We start from the raw sequence: 21,233 nt of genomic DNA on the forward strand, positions 1-21,233 counted from the left end.
CATGGCCGACAAGGACTTCGAGAACGAGGTCCCCGGCGGCGAGGACCCGGAGGCGAACGCCTCCGGGTCCGACCCGCAGGAGGGCCCTTCGACAGACGCAGGGACCGGAGACGACGAGCTGACCGTCGACGACATCCTGGGCGCTGAGCAGAACGCCGATGCCGCCGCGGAGGACGCGGTGCTCGCCGACCTCGAGTCGGCGCTGCTGACCGACCTCAAGCGGCTGCAGGCCGAGTATGCCAACTACCGGCGTCGCACCGAAGAGCAGCGCGAGGTCGAGATCGAGCGCGCCCAGGGAGCGGTCGCCAAGGGCCTGCTGCCGGTGCTCGACGACCTCGACCGCGCCGAGAAGCACGGCGACCTCGAGGCGGGCTCGGCGTTCGCCGCGATCGCCGAGAAGCTGCGCGGCGTGGCCGAGCGCATCGGTCTGACGACCTACGGCGAGGCCGGCGAGGTGTTCGACCCGCAGCAGCACGAGGCGATCTTCCAGGTGCCGACGCCGGGAGCGACCGAGCAGACGATCATCGAGGTCGTCGAGATCGGCTACCGCCTGGGCTCGGTGGAGCTGCGTCCGGCGAAGGTCGTCGTCGCCGTTCCCGCCGAGTAAGCCCGAGGAGGATCCATGGCCAGTCAGGACTGGTTCGACAAGGACTTCTACTCGGTGCTCGGTGTCTCGAAGGACGTCAGCGATGCGGACCTGAAGAAGACGTACCGCAAGCTCGCCCGCAAGTACCACCCCGACTCCAACCAGGGCGATGCGGCGGCCGAGGCGAAGTTCAAAGAGATCAGCGAGGCCTACTCGGTGCTCTCGGACGCCGAGCAGCGCCAGGAGTACGACCAGATCCGGGCCATGGGCTCGGGGGCGCGCTTCACGGCGGGCGGCCAGGGCGGCGCGGGCGGCTTCGAGGACGTCTTCTCGATGTTCAACCAGGGCCGTGGCGGCCGCCAGCAGGCGCAGGACTTCGATGACATCTTCGCCATGTTCAACCAGCAGCAGGGCGGCAGCTTCGGCTCGGGACGCTTCGGTCAGTCGACCGGCGGGTTCCGCGGCTACGGCGGCCCCACCCGTGGCGCCGACGTCACCGCGCGCACGACGATCGACTTCGTCACCGCGACCAAGGGCGAGACGATCACGCTGCAGGGCGAGGACGGCAAGCCGTTCAAGGTGAAGATCCCTGCCGGCGTGGCCGACGGGCAGAAGATCCGGCTGCGCGGCCGCGGGCGTCCGTCGCCCGACGGGGGCGAGTCCGGCGACATCGTCGTGCAGATCACGGTGCGCCCGCACCCCGTCTTCACGCGCGATGGCCTGAACCTGCGTGTCACGGTTCCGGTCACGTTCACCGAGGCGGCGCTGGGCGCCACCATCGAGGTGCCGACGCTCGGCGGCGACCCCGTCAAGCTGCGCGTCGCGCCCGGGACGCCGTCGGGTCGCGTGCTGCGCGTCAAGGGCCGCGGCGTCGAGACCACGAAGGGCACCGGCGACCTCCTCGCGGAGGTGCAGGTCGCGGTGCCGTCGCACCTCGACGACGCCGCGCGCGAAGCGCTGGAGCGGTTCCAGAGCCTGGAGCCGAAAGAGAACCCGCGCGCCGACATGATGGCCAAGGCGCGGGGATAGCGGTCACGCGCCTGCTCCCCTGTCACAATCTGTCGGGAGCTCCCACGATTCGTGACAGGGGAACAGCGCCAGAGAAGAGGTGAGGCAGATGGCTGAAGAACGAGAGATCGACGCCGACGCGCCCATCTTCGCGATCGCCGTCGCTGCCGAGCTGTCGGGCATGCACCCGCAGACCCTCCGGCAGTATGACCGGCTGGGCCTCGTGGTGCCGGCCCGCACCCAGGGCGGCTCGCGTCGCTACTCGCTGCGCCATGTCGAGCAGCTGCGCGAGGTCGCCCGCATGTCGTCGGACGGCATCGGCCTGCCCGCCATCACGCGCATCCTCGAGCTCGAGGCCCGGGTGCACGAGCTGCACGGCCGCGTCCGCGACCTCGAAGAGCGCGTGCGCGCCGAGCTCGAGAAGAGGCCGGGCGCGCGCGTGTTCGCCGCCGGCTCGACCGGCTCGGTCGTGACGCTGCGTCACGGCACCCGCGTGCGCCGCGCCACCGAGGTCGTCGTGTGGCGGCCCCGCACCCCCATCGAGGCGGGGGACGAAGGCCCCGGCCCGAAGGACGAGCGCGCCGACTGACCGACGCCCGACGGCGTCCGCGCCGCCACCCGGTGGGACCTCTCCTCCGCTGAGCCCCGATACGCCGCCGTTCGAGCCGGTGTCGCCCAACGGGTGAACGACCGGGTGAAATTCAGATGAGGGCCCTCTCATCTTCGCTAGCGTCACGCCCGAAGTCCCTCGACAGCGTTGCGCCTCGAGGGCGGTGATTCCATCCGCGAACGTGCTCTGTGTTCGCGCGAGAACTCGGGGGAGAGCGGCATGGCGAGTCGTCGGCGCGCTGGTATCGGCACACGAATGGGACGCGCGGCGCGGAGGGTCGGCAAAGCGACGACGGCCACAGTGGCCGCGGTCCTCATGGTCGTCTCGGGCATGGCCGCCACGGCGAACGCCGCGATCGTCGCCGAACACGAGATCACGGCGAACTGGGCGGCGCCGGTCCCCACCAGCGTCCTGTACGGCAACCCGGTCATCGCCGAGTGGCACATCAACACGAATGACGCCGAGCAGCCCGAGACGAACCAGGACGTCACCAACGTCACGGCGACGCTGACGGCGAGCAACGGAAAGTTCGCCAGCATCCCCACGGTCTGCAAGACCACCGGTGTCACCCCGGTGTCGTCGCTCTCGGCCGACGGTGTGACCCTCGTCTGCAACGTCGGCACGGTCAAGTCAGGGACGGCGACCGTCCTCCAGACGCCCATCCGTGCCACGAGTGTGGACGGCCAGCCGCTCTCGGCGTCGGGTTCGGTCAGCTCCGACCAGGCGGCGGCGCCGTCGGCGGTCGCCAGCCAGACGCCCCTGCCCGTGACCTACAACTACGGCATGGATCTGGTCATCTCCACGCCGTCGAGCAACCCGGCGGAGGGCGGCCAGCGCACCCGGTACTTCGAGGGTGCCGCGGAGCGTCAGTACATGATCGTGGACTGGGCTGTCGCCGCGAACGTCGGCAGCCGCCCGGGACCGGCCAACTACTCGTTCATCCTGAACGTCGCGACGTCGACGACCGGCGCGAACCCGAACCTCATCACCCCGGAGGAGTGCCGGCCCGTCAACGGCGAGGTGGCCGCCGGCATCCCGTTCTCGGCGACCAACCGCGCCGACCGCGCAGCGTTCCCCGGAGGCTGCACGATCACGAAGCTCAACGCGACGCAGTACCGGGTCACCCTCACCGGCATCGACTACAGCCTCACCAAGATTCCGGTGAAGGACTCGAAGGGTCAGAACCTGCCGGCCGGCAAGAACTACATCGCATCCGGCGCGCTGATCCTGTCGCACCCGTCGCCGGTGACGGTCACGCAGACGTTCAACTTCACCGCGAACGCTCCGGCGTGGACGTATCCCGGCACGACGCAGACCACGGCCGACCCGACCGCGAACAACACTGACGCGATCACGCTCTACACGCAGGGAGACTTCAGCAATCACTGGGCGGGCACGCCCGCATCCTCGCGCTCCGCATGGGATGACCAGCTCTTCGTGTCGGCGGGGACGGGATCGACCTGGACGCCCGGCGCAGGCGGCACCGCCCTGCCCCTGTACATGCAGGCCAACAGCCTGGCGTGGAACGACTATCGCGGACCGGGAAGCGCCAACCTCGCCGGCGTCTGCACCATGAACCAGTCCGCCACCACCTTCCCTTCTCCCGAGAGCAACAACTTCGTGCTGCGGTACATGGACGGAGCGGGCTGGGATGCCGCGCGCGGCGGATACCAGCAGATGTCGACGCTTCGCTACTGGTACACCACCGCGAACATCGACACGCGCACTTTCACGTGTGACTCGACTGCCGTCAACTGGGTCAACGCGACCCCGGCCGGCGGAGTGGTGGGGGGCGACCCCCGCACCCCCGGCACGAGCGTCGTCGCGCTCCCCGCGAATGTGACGGCGCTCAAGGTCACCTGGAACCCCGCCGTCGACAAGCCGTTGCAGGTCTTCGTCCGCGGCTTCGGCTACATCAAGGCCAACGCCACGCCGTGGGTCGCCGGTGCGCCGAACAACATCCTCGAAGAGGGCTGGACCGTCGGCTCCTTCAACCGTCCCAACACCGTCACCGCGGCAGCGAACACCTGGTACAACGTCGGGCACACCAGTGGGAGTGTGGCCACGGCGACGCCGTGGAGCCCGTACACCGGTGCAGCGGGCGGCACCAACGGCTACCGCGACGTCTTCCGCATCGTCGGCAACACCGGCACCATCTCGAAGTCGGCCAGCCCGCAGACCGCCGGTCCCGGCCAGCCGGTGACCTACACGGTGCGCGCTGCGACGAACAGCACGACGACCCCGCCGACGAACAGCAACCTGACCGTGGTGGACCTGCTCCCCGCGGGCATGCAGTACGTCGCCGGCTCGGCGAAGATCGACGGCACCGCCGTCACGCCGACCTCGGCGACCGTGAGCGGGCGGCAGCAGCTCACCTTCGCCATCACGAACTCGCCGGCGAACACCCAGAGGGTGATCACCTATCAGGCGATGCTGCCCGCGAACGCCACCGTCGCGCCCGGCACGACCCTCACGAACACGGCGGAGGTGCGCGTCCCCGGCGACAACCGCGAGCTGGCGCTGCGCCAGGCCTCGGCATCCGTCGTCGTCCCGAACAACGGCACGACGACGTTCGGCAAGAGCTCGAACGCCACGTTCGTGCCGTACGCGGGCGGCAGCTCGTTCTGGCGCATGACGCTGAACTCGCTCGATCCGTCCTCGAACGCCTACACCGACACGATCGACATCCTCCCGTACAAGGGTGACGAGAACGGCACGAACATCGACGGCGGCTACGAGGTCACCCGCGTGAGCGTGCCCGCCACCACCTGGCGCGTGTTCTACACGACCGCCGACCCCTCGACGCTGAGCGACGATGCGCGGACGAAGTCGAACGGCACGAACCCGGGGAGCATCGCCGGCAACACCGTGGGATGGACCGCCGTCACACTGAGCGGCACGAATGCGCCCATCCCCGCGGACGCCACGGCGATCCGCGTGATCGGCCCGGCGCTGGCCCCCGGCGCGCAGCAGTCGTTCGACGTGCACTTCACCACGGCGTCGCCCACGAGCACCGAGTGCTCGGCGCCGGCCGCCGGCGACAACAAGCCCGGACAGGTCATCGTCAACGCCGCGACCAGCATCGCGGCCCACACCGGGCTGCCGATGAAGTCGTCGGCCACCACGACCATCGCCGACTGCAACCAGATCGAGATCAAGAAGTACGTGCTCGAGAAGGGCGGCGACCCTGATGACGCCTCAGCGTGGCACGACGCCCAGGACGCGAGCGACTTCCCGCAGTACGCCCGCGACGACTCGGTGCCGTACCGCATCACCGTGACCAACCGAGGCACCGGCACGCTCACCGACGTGGCCGTGACGGACCCGATGTTCCCGCAGTGCGCGTTCACCGTCGCCTCCCTCGCCGCCGGCGCGTCGCAGTCGCGCGACTGCACGGCGGGACCGGCCGCCCTCGGCACGACGATCAACGAGGCGTTCGTGAACGTCACGCCCCCGGTGGGCGAGCCGCTGACGGGCAGCGACCCCGCGGGCATCGTCGTGCCGCTTCCGCCGACGATCACCAAGACCTCCGACCCGGCGTCGGGCACCCCGGTCCTGGCCGGTGATCGGGTCACCTACTCCGTCGCGGTGACGGAGCCTGAGGACAGCCCCGCGCCGTTCCTGTCGCCCAGCTTCGTCGACGACCTCACGGCCGTGCTCGACGACGCCGACATCGATGAGGAGAGCATCACCGTCACGACATCGGCCGAGGACGGCGACCCCGGCTCTGCCGTCCTCGACGGAAACGCGCTGCGGTGGTCGAACGATCGCATCTTCCCCGGCGAGACCGTCACCATCAGCTACACGGTCGTCGTGAAGGACTACGACGAGGTCGGCGACTTCCGCCTGCGCAACGTCGTCACTCCGGGCACCGACATCGAGTGCGCCGCGTGCACGACCGAGCACCCGGTTCCCGGCATCCACTTCACGAAGTCGGCGACGCCGTCGACCATCAACCCCGGCGGCACCGTGACGTACACGGTCGAGGTCCGCAACACCGGACAGGTGGCCTACGGCGAGAACGGCTTCGCGGCGGCGTCGGTGACCGACCCGCTGACGGACGTGCTGAAGGATGCCACGTGGGCCGGCACCTCGTCGCCCGGCGTGACCTTCGACCCGGCGACGGGAGTGAGCTGGAGCGGTCCGCTCGCGGTCGGCGCCACCACCTCGTTCAGCTTCGACGTGCAGGTCAAGGCCGCCGGCGTGGACGAAGACGCGCGCGACGACCGGCTCGAGAACACGATCGTCTCAGACACCCCCGGAAGCAACTGCGCCGAGGGATCCGCCGACCCCGACTGCGAAGCCACGGTGCTCGTGCAGTCGTACACCGTCGAGAAGTCGACGGCCGAGGCGCCCGTCGTCCGCGGCGACGTCGTGACGTACACGATCACGGTGCGCAACACCGGTGAGGTCGGCTACACGGCCGAGGCCCCGGCGTCGTTCGACGACGACCTGGCCGATGTGCTGGACGACGCCGACTTCGTCGCGGGCAGCGCGACCGGCGGCGCCGTCTTCGCGGACGGCCACCTCACATGGTCGGGCGCGCTCGCGATCGGGCAGGTGCGATCGTTCACCTACTCGGTGGCGGTGAAGCAGAACCCGAACCCCGAGAGCATGGTGCTGAACAACACGGTGACCCCGACGGGCACCGGTGGATCGTGCGCGGGCGAAGGCCTGTGCGACACGTCGACGCCCATCGCCCAGTTCCACGTCGCCAAGTCGTCCGACCCTGCCTACGTCAACCCCGGCGGCACCGTGCACTACCGCGTCGTCGTCACCAACACCGGCGGCGTGGCGTTCACGGACGGGTTCCCGGCTTCGTTCCGCGACTCGTTCGCGGGAATCGTCGACGACGGCGAGCTCGCCGCGACGATCGACGACGACGGTCAGATCGTCGACGGCAGCGTGACGTGGACGGCGGGTGACCTGCGCTACCAGGGCTCCGTCCTCGACTGGTCGGGCCCGCTGGCGGTCGACGGCACGGTGACGATCGAGTACGACGTGCTCGTCGACAACCCCGATCGCGGCGATCATCTGCTGGCGAACCGCATCACGACGCCCACGGGCCTCGCGAACTGCGACACGGGATCCACCGACCCCGTCTGCGAGACCGAGACGCCCGTGCAGTCCTACGAGCTCGTCAAGACGGCTGACACGGACGTCGCCGAGGTGGGCGACGCGGTGACCTACACGATCACCGTCCGCAACACCGGCAACGTGCCCTATCCGGCCGGTGCGGGCGAGCCGCAGGCCGCGATCTCGGACCCCATCGGCGACGTGCTCGAGCACGCCACCAACCTGGACGACCTGCAGGTCGTCTCGGGCGGCGGCACCGCGACGTACGACGCGGCGGCGCAGACCATCCGGTGGGCCGGCGACCTGCCGGTCGGTGACGGCACCGTCGTCATCTCCTACACGGTGCAGATCACCTCGGCCACCGAGCCTGACGAGCGACTGCTCAACCGGGCCAGCACCGACAGCCCCGGCGGCAACTGCGACCCGGCGACCGACTTCGACGTCGCCGACCCGCGATGCTGGGTCGAGATCCCGACTCGGTCGTACCAGGTTGTGAAGTCCGTCAACGACACCGTCGTGGAGCCCGGGCAGCAGGACCTCACCTACACGATCACGGTCACCAACACCGGGTCGGAGGCGTACACCGGAACGGCCATCGGCGACGAGAACGCGGCCGAGATCCGCGACGACCTCACCGACACCCTCGGCGACTCCGGCAGCCCCGTGCTCGTCTCACAGCCTTCGGGCTGGCAGGTGACGTTCGAGGACGGCGTGCTCGTCGCCGCGGGTCCGCTCGACGTCGACCAGACCGTGACGTTCGTCTACACGGTCGACGTGGACGACCCGGATGCCGGCGACCACCGCATGGACAACCGCGTCGAGACCCCGCCCGGCCGCGGCGGCAACTGCACGCCGATGTCGACCGACGGCGACTGCGACGCCACCGTGCTCGTGCGCGAGTTCACGGTCGAGAAGACGGTTCAGCCCGAGGTCGTCGAGGTCGGCGACACGGTGGTCTACACCGTCACCGTGCGCAACACCGGTGCCGTGGCCTACACGGATGCCGACCCCGCCGGCTTCAGCGACGACCTCACGGACGTCCTGCGCGATGCCGACTGGGGCACGGTGCTCCAGGGTGGCGCGGTCTTCGACGGCGACTCGACGCTCACGTGGTCGGGTGCGCTCCCGATCGGCGGTGAGGCGGTGATCCGGTACACCGTGGTCGCCCACGGCGAGACCGACGACGACATCCTCGTGAACGATGTCGACCCGGTCGGACCCGGCGGCTCGTGCGCCGCCGAGGGCAGCTGCACGACCGAGGTGCCGATCCGCTCATTCGAGTACGAGAAGGAGGTGGACGCGACCTCCCTCACCGAGGGCGACGACGTCACGTACACCATCACGGTGCGGAACACCGGCGCCGTCGCGTACACAGAGGACGCACCAGCGGACGTGGTCGACGACCTCTCCGGCGTGCTCGATGATGCCGGCGACCTCCGCGACATCACCATCACGCCCGACCAGGGCGAGGCCACGGTGGCGGGCAGCGCGCTGCGCTGGGAGGGGCCGCTCGCGGTCGACGGGACGCTGACCATCAGCTACACGCTCACGGTCGATGACCCCGACGCCGGCGATCACTACCTCGTGAACACGGTGACGAGCACGACCGGCGCCTGCACCGAGGAGGGCGCGTGCACCACCGACACACCGGTGCGCAGCTACCTCGTCGAGAAGTCGTCGACGCCCGGCGTCGTCACCCCCGGTGGGGACGTGGTCTACACGGTCACGGTCACCAACACCGGTGCCGTCGCCTACACCGACGACGACCCCGCGTCCTTCACCGACGACCTGACCGACGTGCTGGACGTGGCCGGCGAGCCGTTCGACCTGACCGTCGAAGGCGCCAGCGACAACCCGCCGACGTGGCATGCGGATGACTCCGAGCTGCGCTGGCAGGGCGAGCTCCCGGTGGGAGGCCTCGTCACGGTGAAGTACACCGTCACGGTCGACGCGACCGTCGACGAGGACGCCGACTTCCTCCTCGAGAACGTGGTCGCACCGACCGGTCCCGGCGGCGAGTGCGGCCTCTGCGAGACGATCACCCCGATCCGCGCCTACGACACCGTGAAGACCTCGAGCCACGCGCAGGCGGAGCCCGGCGACGTCGTGACCTACACCGTGCGCGTCGAGAACATCGGTCAGGTGGCGTATGCCGCGCCCACGCAGGCCACGTTCACCGACGATCTGTCGGGCGTGCTCGACGACGCCAGTGGCCCGACGGGCCTGACGGGCGGCGCGACCTTCGCCGACGGCATCCTGTCGTGGGCGGGCGACCTTCCTATCGGGGGTGTGGCGACGATCACCTACTCGGTGACCGTGCTCGACCCGCAGCAGACCCCGACGCCGCCCGCGGACGGGATCCTGCGCAACGCCGTGGTGACGCCCCCGGATGGCGGCTGCGCCGAAGCGACGGCGCCGGACTGCGTGACCGAGACGCCGGTGCGTGCGCTCCACGTCGAGAAGTCCGTCGACCAGGAGGTCGCGCTGGCAGGTGACGTCATCGAGTACACGGTCGAGGTCACCAACACCGGTGCCGTCGACTTCACGTCCGACGCGCCCGCCGCCTTCGACGACGGCCTGGCGCGGCTCATCGACGACGTGACGACCGTCACGGCGGAGTCGCTCCAGCTGACGGCGACCGCCGGTGAGGCGACGTACAACACGACGACGACCACGATCCACTGGGAAGGCCCGCTGGCGGCGGGTGCGTCCGCGACCATCACGTACCGCGTGACGATCGCGAATCCCGACAGGGGCGATCACACGCTCGTGAACCGGATCGTGACGCCGCCCGGCATCCCGTCCAACTGCGAGGCGGAGTCGGAAGACCCGCTCTGCACCACGACGACGCTGGTGAAGTCGTACCACCTGCAGAAGTCGGCCGACCGCACGGAGTTCTTCCCCGGTGACGTGGTGGAGTACACGATCACGCTCGAGAACACCGGCCAGGTGGCCTACACGGACCAGGAGCCGGTGGTGTGGGACGACCCGCTCACGGACGTGCTCGACGACGCGACGTACAACCTGGACGCGGTCGCCACGTCGTCGATGGGCGGCGCGCTGAACCCCGTGACATGGGATCCGGATGCCGGTGCCCTGGCGTGGAGCGGCAAGCTCGACGTCGGCGAGGTCATCACCTTCACGTACAGCGTGTCGGTGCGCAACCCCGCTCCCGAGGGGGCCGACAAGGTCCTGTTCAACCGGGTGACCTCCACGACGCCGGGGGGCAACTGCTCGCCGACGAGTGAGGACCCGGTGTGCGAGGTCGACCTCGGCGGACCGTCGGTGCATGTGACGAAGACGTCGTCGAAGCAGACCGCGTTCGCGGGCGAGGTGGTCGAGTATGCGATCACCGTCACCAACGACGGCGGCATCGACTGGACCGCGGAGCGTCCGGCGCAGATCGACGACTCGCTCGTCGAGGTGCTCGACGACGCCGTCTACAACGACGACGCCACCGAGGGGGCGGAGCTCGTGGGCTCGCGCCTGAAGTGGCAGGGGCCGCTGGCCGTGGGCGAGTCGGTGACCATCGAGTACTCGGTCACCATCAACGCGCCGCGCACCGGCGACGGGATCCTCGACAACGTCGTGACGACGCCGGCCGAGGTGCCGAGCAACTGCTCTGCGATCGCCGTGGAGAACCCGGGCGATCCGTCTGCCGGTGCCGATCCCGCAGCCTCGACCGACCCCGACTGCGCGACGCGCACGCTGGTGCAGTCGTACGCGACGGTGAAGACATCCGATGCCGGCGCCGAGGTGAAGCCCGGCGACACGGTCACGTACACCATCACGGTCACCAACACCGGCCAGGTCGCCTACACCGATGAGTTGCCCGCCACCTTCGTCGACGACTTCGCCGGCGTCCTGGACGACGCGCGATACCTGGAGGACGCGACCGGCGGCGCGACGTTCGACGGCGCTCGGCTCACGTGGGCCGGGCCGCTCGAGATCGGTGCGGTCACGACGGTGACGTACAGCTTCGTGGTGAGCGAGCACGGCGGCGACAACATCATGCGCAACGTCGTGTTCAGCGACGGCGAGATCGGCGGCAACTGCGTCGATCCGAGCGTGGACGGCTGCCTGGTCGAGACGCCGGTGAAGCGCCCGCTCGCCATCACCGGTGGCGGCGGCGTGGAGTGGCCGCTGCTGGCGCTGCTGGTCGGCCTGCTGTCCGCCGGCGGCCTCTTCCTGTGGCTCGGCCGGCGGCGACGCACCCGGCGGGTGGCGTGAGGACGCTGCGCGCTCTGACGATCGCCCTGCCGGCGCTGCTTCTCGCAGCGCCGGCAGGCGCGGCGGTGGCTGAGCCCGACGCCCAGCTGTCGGTGCACCTGTCAGACGGCGTCGAGGAGGCTCGAAGCGGCGACGTGCTCGAGTACGTGGTCACCGTGGAGAACGATGGCCAGACGCCGTTCTCGGGCGTCGTCAGCCTGCTTGCGGGCAACTTCGTCGAGTTCGGCGCGGCGGAGGGCACTGTCGAGGAAGGCACTGCGAGCTGGGCCCTGGAACTCCCTGCCGGAGGATCCGCCACATTCGAGGCCGTGGCCCTCGTGGCCGAGGTCCCCGCCGACGCCTATCAGGTCGTGGGCCTGGCGGAGGTGACAGGCGCCTCGGGGGAGGTCATCGTGCGCGCCGCCGATGCGGACGCCGTTCCCGGGGCAGAAGCCCCACCCGCCGTCGCCGGCATGACCACCGCCGCGACCGGTCTGCCCCTCTGGGTCCTCGGCGCCGGGGTCGTGAGTGCCGCTGTGCTCGGGGCATCCTCCCTCGCGATCTTCGGGGTGCTCATCGCACGTCGGCGTCGCCGCCTCGCCCGCTGACGGAGCGATCAGGTCTGAAATCGATTCCACGCGGGCGCCCCAGGACGTCGTGACCTGTCGTGGCTCGACGCGGCGACCTGCCGCGAGCGCTGCGTTGTGAAATCGATACAGAATGGCGGGATGCCGCATCCCGAGCCGTTTGGCCCATTTTCCGCTCGTCGTGCGCGGTTTCATGCGGCGCCGAGGGGTCCTGGCGGCGATTCGGTGCCGGATGATGCCGTAGTGGGCCATTGCGCATGAAATCGATTTCGTCTACTCTGGCCGAGACGAGGTCAGAGGCGATCCGTGCAGGACGACGGGTGCCGCTCGATCAGGTCGACCGGGCTCCCCTGACCGGCCACAGCTCCGACTCACCGAAGAGTCGTGTTCCTGAGGAGGGACGAATGCACAAGAGAAACAGCAGGCTCTTGCTCGCCGTCGCGGCGGCGACGGCCGCGGGCATGGCGCTCGCGGGTTGCAGTGCCGGCGGCGGCGACGACTCCAGCGCCGACGGCGTCACCACCGTGCAGTTCTGGCACCGCACGTTCACTCCGGTCGAGAACGACTGGTACGCCGACATCGTGAAGAAGTTCAACGCGTCGCAGGACGAGATCAAGGTCGTCGACACCGAGGTGCCCGCCGACGCGTGGGACCAGAAGATGAAGTCGGCGCAGGCCGCCGGCAAGGCCCCCGACATCTACACGTTCTCGGCGAGCATCACCGACGCCGTGAACGCGGGACAGCTGCACGAGCTCAACGACCTCGTTCCGCAGGACAAGCTCGACGAGATCATCGATCCCGCCCAGCCGATCTCGCAGCTCGACGGAACGTACTATGCGTACCCGCTGCTGCTCGAGCCGCAGACGGTGCTGTTCTGGAACAAGGATCTGCTGCAGGCGGCCGGGCTCGACCCCGAGACCGGTCCGACGAGCTGGTCCGAGCTGCTCGACATGTGCGCCACGATCAAGCCGACGCTCGCTGACGGGCAGTACTGCATCTCGCCGGCGAGTGATGCCGTCACCTTCGCCTGGTCGTCCGTGGGTCAGCAGTACAACTTCGCCGGCCACACCGCGCTGAACGACGACTGGACCGCGCCCGACATCGACGACGACGGCTACCGCCAGCTGATGGCGAACTACAAGACGCTGTGGGACGAGGGCTACATGCCCCAGCAGGCGCTGGCCGCCTACGTCGAGGGCAAGGACTTCGGCGAGGAGAAGGTCGCGTTCAAGGTGTCGGGATCGTGGATGATGTCCGAGATCGGCTCCGACTACCCCGACCTGCTCACCAAGACCGGCATCGGCGCCTTCCCGGACGCCGACGACGCCCTCGGCGACACGGCCACCACGCTCGGCAACTTCCGCTGGGTGATCGACGCCAAGTCGAAGAACCCGCAGGCCGCTGCCGACTTCCTGACGTGGGCGCTCGCCGGCGACCCCGACCTGCTGGTCCCGTTCTTCGTCGACACGCAGTTCACGAAGGTGCCGGTGCGCACCGAGGTGCAGGACGCCGTCTCTGCCGATCCCAAGGCCGCCGACGCGCCCTGGTCGCCCATCGTCATGAACGACATCGTGCCGACCGCCATCCCCGAGCCGACCTACCCCTGGGATGTGTCGCTCGCGGTGGGCACCGCGATGGAATCGGTCATGAAGGGTGCGGCGTCGACGGACGACGCGATCAAGACCGCGGAGGATGCCATCAACACGGTGATCCAGCGCGACGATCTGCCCAGCAAGGCACCCAAGTCCTGACGGACGGAAGGGGTCCGGGCCCACAGCGAGGTGAGGAAATGACCGCGACGCAGACGATGATGACCGAGACCGAGACCATGGTGCTGCCCGACGGCCGCCGCGACAGGCGCCGACACGACCGGTTCCGGTACCGCGACGGCAGGATCGCGTACCTGCTGATCCTTCCCGCGGTGGTGCTGCTCGGGATCTTCGTGATCTGGCCGGCGATCTATGCGGGGTTCCTGTCGTTCCAGGACTGGAGCTTCTACAAGGACCCTCAGTTCGTCGGGTTCCGCAACTACACGAACGTGCTGAGCGATCCGCTCTTCTGGGAGGCGATCGGCCGCGGTTTCGTGTTCGTCGCGATGACCGTGCCCCCGATGCTCATCCTCGCGTTCTTCTTCTCCAGCCTCGTGGTGAGCGTGTCGCGCTGGTTCGCGAGCGTGCTCAAGGTGAGCATCTACATCCCCACGATCATCTCGTCGGTCATCACGTCGATCATCTTCGTGCTGATCTACAACTACTCCGGCGGCATCCTCAACGCGATGCTCGGCGGCTTCCGCATCGACCCGATCGCGTGGATCGGCGACCCCGCGTGGGCGCTGCTGGCGATCGCGATCCCGGCGATCTGGCTGGGCATGGGCCTCACGTCGCTCATCATGGTGGCCGCCATGGTCGACATCCCCACGGAGTACTACGAGGCCGCGGCCATGGAGGGAGCGAACTGGTGGGAGAAGACCCGGTTCATCACGATCCCGCAGATGAAGAACGTCTTCCTCTACCTGCTCATCACGGGGTTCGTGGCGGCCATCCAGCAGTTCGAACTGCCCCTCGTGATGACCGGCGGCGGCCCGCTGAACGCGACCACGCTGCCGAACCTGTTCATCTTCAACCACTTCCGCAACGACATCAACGTCGGCTATTCGATCGCCGCGGCGCTGCTGCTGTTCGTCGTGCTGGGCACGGTGTCGGCGCTGGTGTTCCGCTTCGTCAACTCCGAGAGGCTGGTGGACTGACGTGACCGCCGTTCAGGATGCCCCCGTCACGACGGCGCTCGTCCCGCGCCGCCGGCACCGCGACACCGCGTGGTGGCTGTACGCCATCGGCAAGGCGATCGTCGGGATCGTCTTCGTCCTGGCAGCACTGTTCCCGCTCGCGTGGATGGTGATCGCCGGCTTCAAGTCGAAGACCGAGGTGATCCAGACCCCGTTCCAGTTCTTCCCCGAGGTGTGGCGCTGGGAGAACTACGCGCAGATCCTCGCCGACCCGACGTTCACCCGCACGATGCTCTGGACGTTCCTCGGCGCCGTGCTGTTCACCGTGCTCGCTCTCACGGTCAACTCGCTGGCGGCGTATGCGTTCGCGCGGCTCGACTTCCGGTTCAAGCGGACGCTGTGGGTCATCGTCATCACGACGATGTTCATCCCCGGCATGACGATCCTCCTCACGAGCTTCATCGTCGTGACGAACCTGCAGATGCTCGACACCCTCGCGGTCCTGGTCATCCCGGGCGCGGCCAGCGCCGGCATGATCTTCTTCATCCGCCAGTTCTATCTGAGCATCCCGTCGAGCCTGGAAGAGGCGGCGATGCTCGACGGCTGCGGGCGCCTGCGCATCTTCACGAAGCTCTTCCTGCCGCTGTCGAAGCCGCCGTTCGTCGTGATGGGGATCACCGCGTTCCTCGCGTACTGGAACTCGTACGTGTGGCCCATCATGACCATCACGAGCCCCGACCAGTTCGTCGTGCAGCAGTACCTGGCCACGTTCCGCTCCGAGCGCAGCACCGAGCTCGGTCTGCTCATCGCGGGGTCGGTCCTCGCCGCGGCGCCGGTCGTCATCCTGTTCCTCATCTTCCAGCGCCAGATCATCGGCAACATCAAGATGGCCGGCCTCAAGTAGCACCGTCGCGCTGAAGTGACCGCGTCCCGGCAGAGCCGGGTCGACGCGCGACCGTGAAAGACCTCCGCCGAAGGGGCGGGGGACCATACGAAAGGCGCAATGATGCGACGATTCAGAACGACCACCGCCGCCCTCGCGGCGATCGGTGCGCTCGCGATCGGGGCGATCGTCCCGGCGGGAGCAGCGGCGGCGCCGACCGTCGAAACCGCTGTGCCGGCGGCATCCCCCGATCATTCCCCGGCCGTGGTGGTCGGCAAGATGACGGGACCGAAGTCCACGAGTGCCACCGACACACGGTGGCGGGTCACCGGGACCGACCTCGGGATCATGTGGGACAACGGCCAAGGAGAGATCCTCACGGCGTTCGGCGACACGTTCGGCGACTGGACCGGTCCCGGTGGCGGAGGCGGCGACTGGCGATCGAACGTGCTGCTGCGCAGCAGCGACGCCGACCTCACCGACGGCATGACGTTCGACTCCGCCGTGGAGGACGCTCCCGGTCACGCCGGCGAGCTCATCCCGTCGCTCAAGATCAACGGGCAGGAGATCACCACGATCCCGACCGCAGGCATCGCCGTGGGATCGCGGCAGTACCTCGCGTTCATGTCGGTGCGGCAATGGGGCGACCCGGGAAAGTGGGACACCAACTACAGCCGCATCGCGTACTCGGACGACAACGGCGACACCTGGAACTCGACCGACGGCCCGCAGTGGACGAACACCGCCGACGGGCAGGACCCGTTCCAGATGGTCGCGTTCGAACGCCACGACGGCTGGGTGTACATGTTCGGCACGCCCAACGGCAGGTTCGGTGCGGCGCATGTGGCGCGCGTGCCCGAGGCGCAGGTGCTCGACAAGGCCGCCTACACGTACTGGAACGGCTCGGCGTGGGTGGCTGACGAGACGGCGGCCGTCGCCATCGTGCCGCCGAACGTCGCGGAGCTGTCGGTGCAGTACAGCGACTACACCGGTGGCTGGCTCATGACGTATCTCGACGAGAACCTCGACCTCGTGCTGCGCACCGCTTCTTCGCCGGAGGGACCGTGGAGCGACCGCCAGCGGCTCGCCAGCTTCGCGGACTACCCGGGGCTGTACGGCGGGTACCTGCACCCGTGGTCGGACGACGGCGACCTGTACTTCTCGCTGTCGCAGTGGGAGCCGTACAACACCTACCTCATGCGCGCCGAGATCGACCGCGAGGGCAACGTCGTCAACCCGAACCTCATCGAGGACCCGGGCTTCGAGCGTGCGGTCGACGGCACCATGCCCGCGCCGTGGGCGTGCACCGGCAACTGCGGCATCGACATCAACCACACGTGGGCCTACGGCGGCACCAAGCAGGGCTGGATGCGCTTCAACGCCGGCTGGATCGACGTGCACCAGGACGTCGCCGTCGAGCCGAACACGACGTACACCTTCACCGGGTTCGTGGTGACCGGCGGCACGCCGGCCGAGGGCTCGATCGGCGTGCGCGAACTCGGCGCGGGAGGGGCGATGATCGGCGAGACGACGTTCGAGGCGGTGGGCGCGTACACGCGCTACTCCGTCACGTTCCACAGCGGCGACCGCACCGAGGTGCAGGCCTTCGTGGGCACGCACCTGAACGGCGACCGCTGGGTGCAGTTCGACGACCTGTCGCTCGTCAAGGCGAAGGAGCAGCTGCCCGGACTCACGGTCTCGGTGGCCTCCGACCCCGTGGCGGGCTCCGAGGTGGTGCGCGACGACGTCGTGACCTACACCGTGCGGGCCTCGACCGACAGTGCGACGGCCGAGGGCGTGGCCGTGGCCGTGGACCTGGCGGGACTGGTCGACGATGCGACGCTGGATGCGGCATCCCTTCGCTCCTCTCTGGGTGCCCCGGTGCTCGACGGCACGACGCTGCGGTGGGCGGGCGACATCCCGTCCGGCGCGACGCTGGAGCTGTCGTTCGCGGCCACGGTGCGCCGTGACGCGTCGCGCACGGACTCGAGCCTCGTCGTGACGACGTCGGCCACAGCCGACCGCGCGATCCTGACGTCGTGCGAAGGCTGCGTGTCGACACTCACCGCGGTGCACTACGACCCGCGCCCGCCGCGGCCCGAGTTCCCCGACAAGCCCGGCAAGCCCGACAAGCCGGGCAAGCCGACCAAGCCGTAGAACCCGACGCCCGCCGACCGGCTTCACCGGTCGGCGGGCGTCCGGCCGCACCGGCGGCTTCCTAGGATGGGCTGACCACGGAAATCGGGATGCCGCACACGCGGCAGCGGGAAGGCGGACGGATGGCGGGCGACCGGCTGGCAGCGGTGTACGAGTCGTTCGACGAGCGGTTCGCCGACGTCGGCGGAGACCATCACCTCGAGCGTGTGTTCGACGACGGCCGCTGGCTGGAAGGGCCGGCGTACCACCCGGCGCACCGCTTCGTGCTGTTCAGCGACATCCCGAACGAACGCGTGCTGCGCTTCGACGAGCGCACGCGCCGCGTCGACGTCGTCGACGCGGCTTCCGGATTCGCCAACGGCCGCACCGTCGATGAGCAGGGCCGGTTCGTCTGGTGCGAGCACGGCGGCCGGCGCGTCGCGCGCCTCGAACACGACGGCACGACAGCCGTCGTCGCCGACGCCTTCGACGGGCTGACGCTTAACAGCCCGAACGACGTCGCCGTCCACCGCGACGGCTCCATCTGGTTCACCGATCCGACCTACGGCATCCTGAGCGACTACGAAGGCCTCGCGGCGACCCCGCAGCAGGCGGTGCGCGGCGTGTACCGCGTCGACCCGGACGGCTCCATCGCGCTGCGCCTCGCCGACCTCGACCAGCCGAACGGCATCGCGTTCGACCCCGACGGCAGCACCGTCTACGTCACCGACAGCGGCACGCCCGCCATCTGGCGCGCCGCGGTCGGACCGGACGGCACGACGGGCACGCCGGAGCGGATGGCGCAGGCGGACGTCGTCTACGACGGCATCCGGGTCGATGCTCTCGGGCGGCTGTGGGTCGCCGCCGCCGACGGGGTGCGCTGCCACGCGGCCGACGGAACGCTGATCGGCCGCATCCCGCTGCCCGAGACGGTCGCCAACCTCGAGTTCGGCGGTCCGCGTCGCAACGTCCTCTACATCACGGCGACGACGAGCCTCTACGTCCTGCGCACCACGGTGCGCGGGCGCAGGCTCGCGAGCGGCTGAGCCGCGCCCGAGCGCCTCAGTCCTGAGGTGCGCGCGGCGGAGTCGCGCCGATGTCCGGCACCGGGGCGGTGCCTAGGTGCACCTCCATGTCGTCGGCGCTCGGCGACTTGGGGCGGCGGGCCGTCGGCCGGTCGAGGTAGAACATCGCCGTCGACGCGATGTCGTCGCGCAGCGGCAGGTAGCGCCAGCCGCTGCGCCAGCCGAGGGCCTGGATGTCGACCTTCGGGATGCCGGAGCCGAAGAAGATCGGGTCCAGCAGGTGCCAGCGGTACATCCCGAAGCGCTGCTGGCTGACGTACAGGCCGTCGGGGCGGATCACCTGCGGCATGCCGAGGTACGGGGTCGAGAACTCGGTGTAGCCCTTGCCGGGGACGTCGAAGTTCCACGCGCCGCCGAAGTAGTCCTCGGTGCCGGTGCCGCAGATCGTTGGGTAGTCGGTGTCGTCGTCGAGGTAGAACTTGATCTCGCCCTCGCCCCACCAGCCGTTCGAGTTGACGCCCCACGCGATGTACGTGCCGACGTACTGGCCGCGGCCCTCGATGCCCTCCAGGATCGTGTGCGGCACGCGATCCTCGAGCGGGTTCGAGCGGCGCCACTGCGCGTGGAAGTACCCCTCGTTCGAGTAGTCGCCGCCGATCTCGTACGTCACCTGGTAGTACACCCGCACGTCGACGACCGAGGTGTTCTCGATCGTGAGGCGGGCGCCCCTGCGGAACGGCATGGGCCAGTACGAGTTGAAGCCGCCGTTCGGGTTGGCGGCGACGGCCTGGGAGTTGACCTGCGCGAAGACGCCCCAGCCGTTGCAGAAGAAGTCGCCGTACGGCACCTCCACGGCGGGCTCGTCGGCGCCGTCCCAGTAGGCCCGCAGGATCAGCGTGCGCCAGTTGTCGGTGTGCGTGGTGATCCAGATATGCGTGATCTTCCCGCCGCCCTGGATGTTCGCGAGGTCGAACGTCTCGCCCGCCTTGATGTCGACGCTGGGCGAGATCTTCCAGCCGGGACCGAGGTCGCGCGCGCACGAGGCGCCCGTGCCCTCGGTGGCGCGGCCGCCGCCGCCGACCGCGCCGTCGAAGTTCTCGGGCGAGATGGACCGCGTCTGCAGCGACCGCAGCGACGCGATCGACGACAGGTCGGGGGAGGGGAGCTGGGGAGCGGTCACGGGTGGCACGTCCTCGTGTCGGCGCACCGAGGCGGTGCGAGGGTCGATCGGATGTCGATATTTTGGAATCGATTTCAACACTGTATTGTTGGCTGACCGGCATGTCAACGCGCGCCGGAGCACGGGGAAGCGGGTCACATGGCCACGATCTACGAGGTCGCGAAGCTCGCCGGTGTGTCGCCGGCGACGGTGTCGCGCGTCTTCAACGGCATGGGGGTGTCGGACGAGAAGACGCTCGCGGTGCGCGAGGCGGCCCGGCAGCTGAAGTTCACGCCGAACCGCACGGCGCGCAGTCTGCGGCGCCAGGCGTCCGAGGTCATCGCCCTCGTGATCCCCGACATCGAGAACCCGTACTTCACCGAGATGGCGCGGGGCGTCGAGGATGTCGCCTCGCAGGCCGGCTACTCCGTCGTGCTGTGCAACACCGACTCGCAGATCGACAAAGAGGCGACGTACCTCCAGATCGCGATCTCGGAGCATATGGCCGGCGTGATCCTCGCCGCCGCCTCCGACCACACGAACCTGGACGAGCTGATGGCGACCGGTCGGCCCGTGGTCGCGGTCGACCGCGGAACCGGATACGACATCGACGGCGTCGTGATGGCCAACCGCACGGCGGGCCAGGCTGCGACCGAGAACCTCGTGCAGGCGGGGTACCGCCGCATCGCCTGCATCACCGGACCGCAGCACATCGAGACCGCGTACGAGCGCGCGCAGGGCTGGCGCGCCGTGCTCGCGCGGCACTTCCCCGACGGTGACCCGGACGAGCTCCTGCGGTACTCGACGTTCCGCGTCGACGGCGGACGCGAGGTGATGGAAGAGCTGCTCGCTCTGCCGGAACCGCCGGACGCGGTCGTCGCGTGCAACAACATGCTCGGCGTCGGCGCGATCCAGGTGCTGACCGAGCACGGCCTCACGCCGCCCAAGCTCGGGGTGGCCGTCGTGGGCTCGCTGCCGTTCACGACGCTGTCGCCGACGGCCGTCACGGTGGTGCGCCTGCCGGCCCGCCACATGGGCGTCACCGCGGCGAAGATGCTGCTGGAGCGCATCAACGGCGACGACCAGCCCGCACGCACGGTCGTCCTGCGCAACGAGGTCCAGCCGGCGCGCGCTCTGCTGCGCGGCTGATCCCGCAACCGGTGTTTCATCCCGGGAGCGCTTTCGTGCGGTTGATCATGAAATCGATTTCGTCTACAGTGGACGCATTC

The 21,233-nt window shown here is 69.2% G+C and carries 12 protein-coding genes; 11 read left to right on the forward strand and 1 reads right to left on the reverse strand.

The genetic code is table 11. From position 1 onward, the window contains the following. Nucleotide 1 precedes the first annotated feature (1 nt). The 10 genes from JNB62_RS14190 to JNB62_RS14235 all read left to right on the forward strand — a co-directional run bounded on the left by JNB62_RS14190 (nucleotide 2) and on the right by JNB62_RS14235 (nucleotide 18,866). Nucleotides 2–607, forward strand: coding sequence for a nucleotide exchange factor GrpE (locus JNB62_RS14190; RefSeq protein ID WP_220301545.1), 606 nt, complete (start codon nucleotides 2–4; stop codon nucleotides 605–607). A gap of 15 nt (nucleotides 608–622) precedes the next feature. Then, a complete protein-coding gene (locus tag JNB62_RS14195; RefSeq protein ID WP_220301546.1) occupies nucleotides 623–1,615 on the forward strand; it encodes a DnaJ C-terminal domain-containing protein in 993 nt (330 codons plus the stop codon). Between the two features lie 88 nt (nucleotides 1,616–1,703). Beyond that, nucleotides 1,704–2,183, forward strand: a complete 480-nt coding sequence (locus JNB62_RS14200; RefSeq protein WP_220301547.1) for a heat shock protein transcriptional repressor HspR — start codon at nucleotides 1,704–1,706, stop codon at nucleotides 2,181–2,183. Between the two features lie 321 nt (nucleotides 2,184–2,504). Beyond that, nucleotides 2,505–11,510: a DUF7927 domain-containing protein gene (locus JNB62_RS14205; RefSeq protein ID WP_220301548.1), complete on the forward strand. Its 9,006-nt coding sequence runs from the start codon at nucleotides 2,505–2,507 to the stop codon at nucleotides 11,508–11,510. Continuing rightward, entirely contained in the window at nucleotides 11,507–12,097 is a 591-nt protein-coding gene (locus JNB62_RS14210; RefSeq protein WP_220301549.1) for a DUF11 domain-containing protein, read from the forward strand. The genes JNB62_RS14205 and JNB62_RS14210 overlap by 4 nt, the downstream gene beginning before the upstream one ends. Nucleotides 12,098–12,480: 383 nt before the next feature. Continuing rightward, entirely contained in the window at nucleotides 12,481–13,827 is a 1,347-nt protein-coding gene (locus JNB62_RS14215; RefSeq protein WP_223231157.1) for an ABC transporter substrate-binding protein, read from the forward strand. Between the two features lie 38 nt (nucleotides 13,828–13,865). Further along, nucleotides 13,866–14,822 carry a carbohydrate ABC transporter permease gene (locus tag JNB62_RS14220; protein WP_223231158.1) on the forward strand — a complete coding sequence of 319 codons (957 nt, stop codon included), beginning with the start codon at nucleotides 13,866–13,868 and terminating at the stop codon, nucleotides 14,820–14,822. Between the two features lies 1 nt (nucleotide 14,823). Next, complete coding sequence (locus tag JNB62_RS14225) at nucleotides 14,824–15,705, forward strand: carbohydrate ABC transporter permease (RefSeq protein WP_220301550.1); 882 nt, start codon at nucleotides 14,824–14,826, stop codon at nucleotides 15,703–15,705. Nucleotides 15,706–15,807: 102 nt separating this feature from the next. Continuing rightward, on the forward strand, nucleotides 15,808–17,841 hold the full coding sequence (locus tag JNB62_RS14230) for a DUF4185 domain-containing protein (RefSeq protein ID WP_223231159.1): 2,034 nt from the start codon (nucleotides 15,808–15,810) through the stop codon (nucleotides 17,839–17,841). A 122-nt stretch (nucleotides 17,842–17,963) separates the two neighbouring features. After that, complete coding sequence (locus JNB62_RS14235; protein WP_220301552.1) at nucleotides 17,964–18,866, forward strand: SMP-30/gluconolactonase/LRE family protein; 903 nt, start codon at nucleotides 17,964–17,966, stop codon at nucleotides 18,864–18,866. A gap of 16 nt (nucleotides 18,867–18,882) precedes the next feature. Here the strand turns inward: JNB62_RS14235 and JNB62_RS14240 are convergent, their stop codons facing one another. Then, complete coding sequence (locus JNB62_RS14240; RefSeq protein WP_220301553.1) at nucleotides 18,883–20,025, reverse strand: glycoside hydrolase family 172 protein; 1,143 nt, start codon at nucleotides 20,023–20,025, stop codon at nucleotides 18,883–18,885. A gap of 138 nt (nucleotides 20,026–20,163) precedes the next feature. Between JNB62_RS14240 and JNB62_RS14245 the strand changes: the two genes are divergently transcribed. Beyond that, complete coding sequence (locus JNB62_RS14245; protein WP_220301554.1) at nucleotides 20,164–21,153, forward strand: LacI family DNA-binding transcriptional regulator; 990 nt, start codon at nucleotides 20,164–20,166, stop codon at nucleotides 21,151–21,153. Nucleotides 21,154–21,233: the final 80 nt, after the last annotated feature.

The sequence above is a fragment of the Microbacterium jejuense genome (genome assembly GCF_019511665.1).
Lineage (GTDB): Bacteria > Actinomycetota > Actinomycetes > Actinomycetales > Microbacteriaceae > Microbacterium > Microbacterium jejuense_A.

Bases quoted from the DNA above. Each gene is read 5' to 3' on its own strand.
- JNB62_RS14190 (WP_220301545.1), top strand. From the start codon at position 2: ATGGCCGACAAGGACTTCGAGAACGAGGTCCCCGGCGGCGAGGACCCG.
- JNB62_RS14195 (WP_220301546.1), top strand. From the start codon at position 623: ATGGCCAGTCAGGACTGGTTCGACAAGGACTTCTACTCGGTGCTCGGT.
- JNB62_RS14200 (WP_220301547.1), top strand. From the start codon at position 1,704: ATGGCTGAAGAACGAGAGATCGACGCCGACGCGCCCATCTTCGCGATC.
- JNB62_RS14215 (WP_223231157.1), top strand. From the start codon at position 12,481: ATGCACAAGAGAAACAGCAGGCTCTTGCTCGCCGTCGCGGCGGCGACG.
- JNB62_RS14220 (WP_223231158.1), top strand. From the start codon at position 13,866: ATGACCGCGACGCAGACGATGATGACCGAGACCGAGACCATGGTGCTG.
- JNB62_RS14230 (WP_223231159.1), top strand. From the start codon at position 15,808: ATGCGACGATTCAGAACGACCACCGCCGCCCTCGCGGCGATCGGTGCG.
- JNB62_RS14235 (WP_220301552.1), top strand. From the start codon at position 17,964: ATGGCGGGCGACCGGCTGGCAGCGGTGTACGAGTCGTTCGACGAGCGG.
- JNB62_RS14245 (WP_220301554.1), top strand. From the start codon at position 20,164: ATGGCCACGATCTACGAGGTCGCGAAGCTCGCCGGTGTGTCGCCGGCG.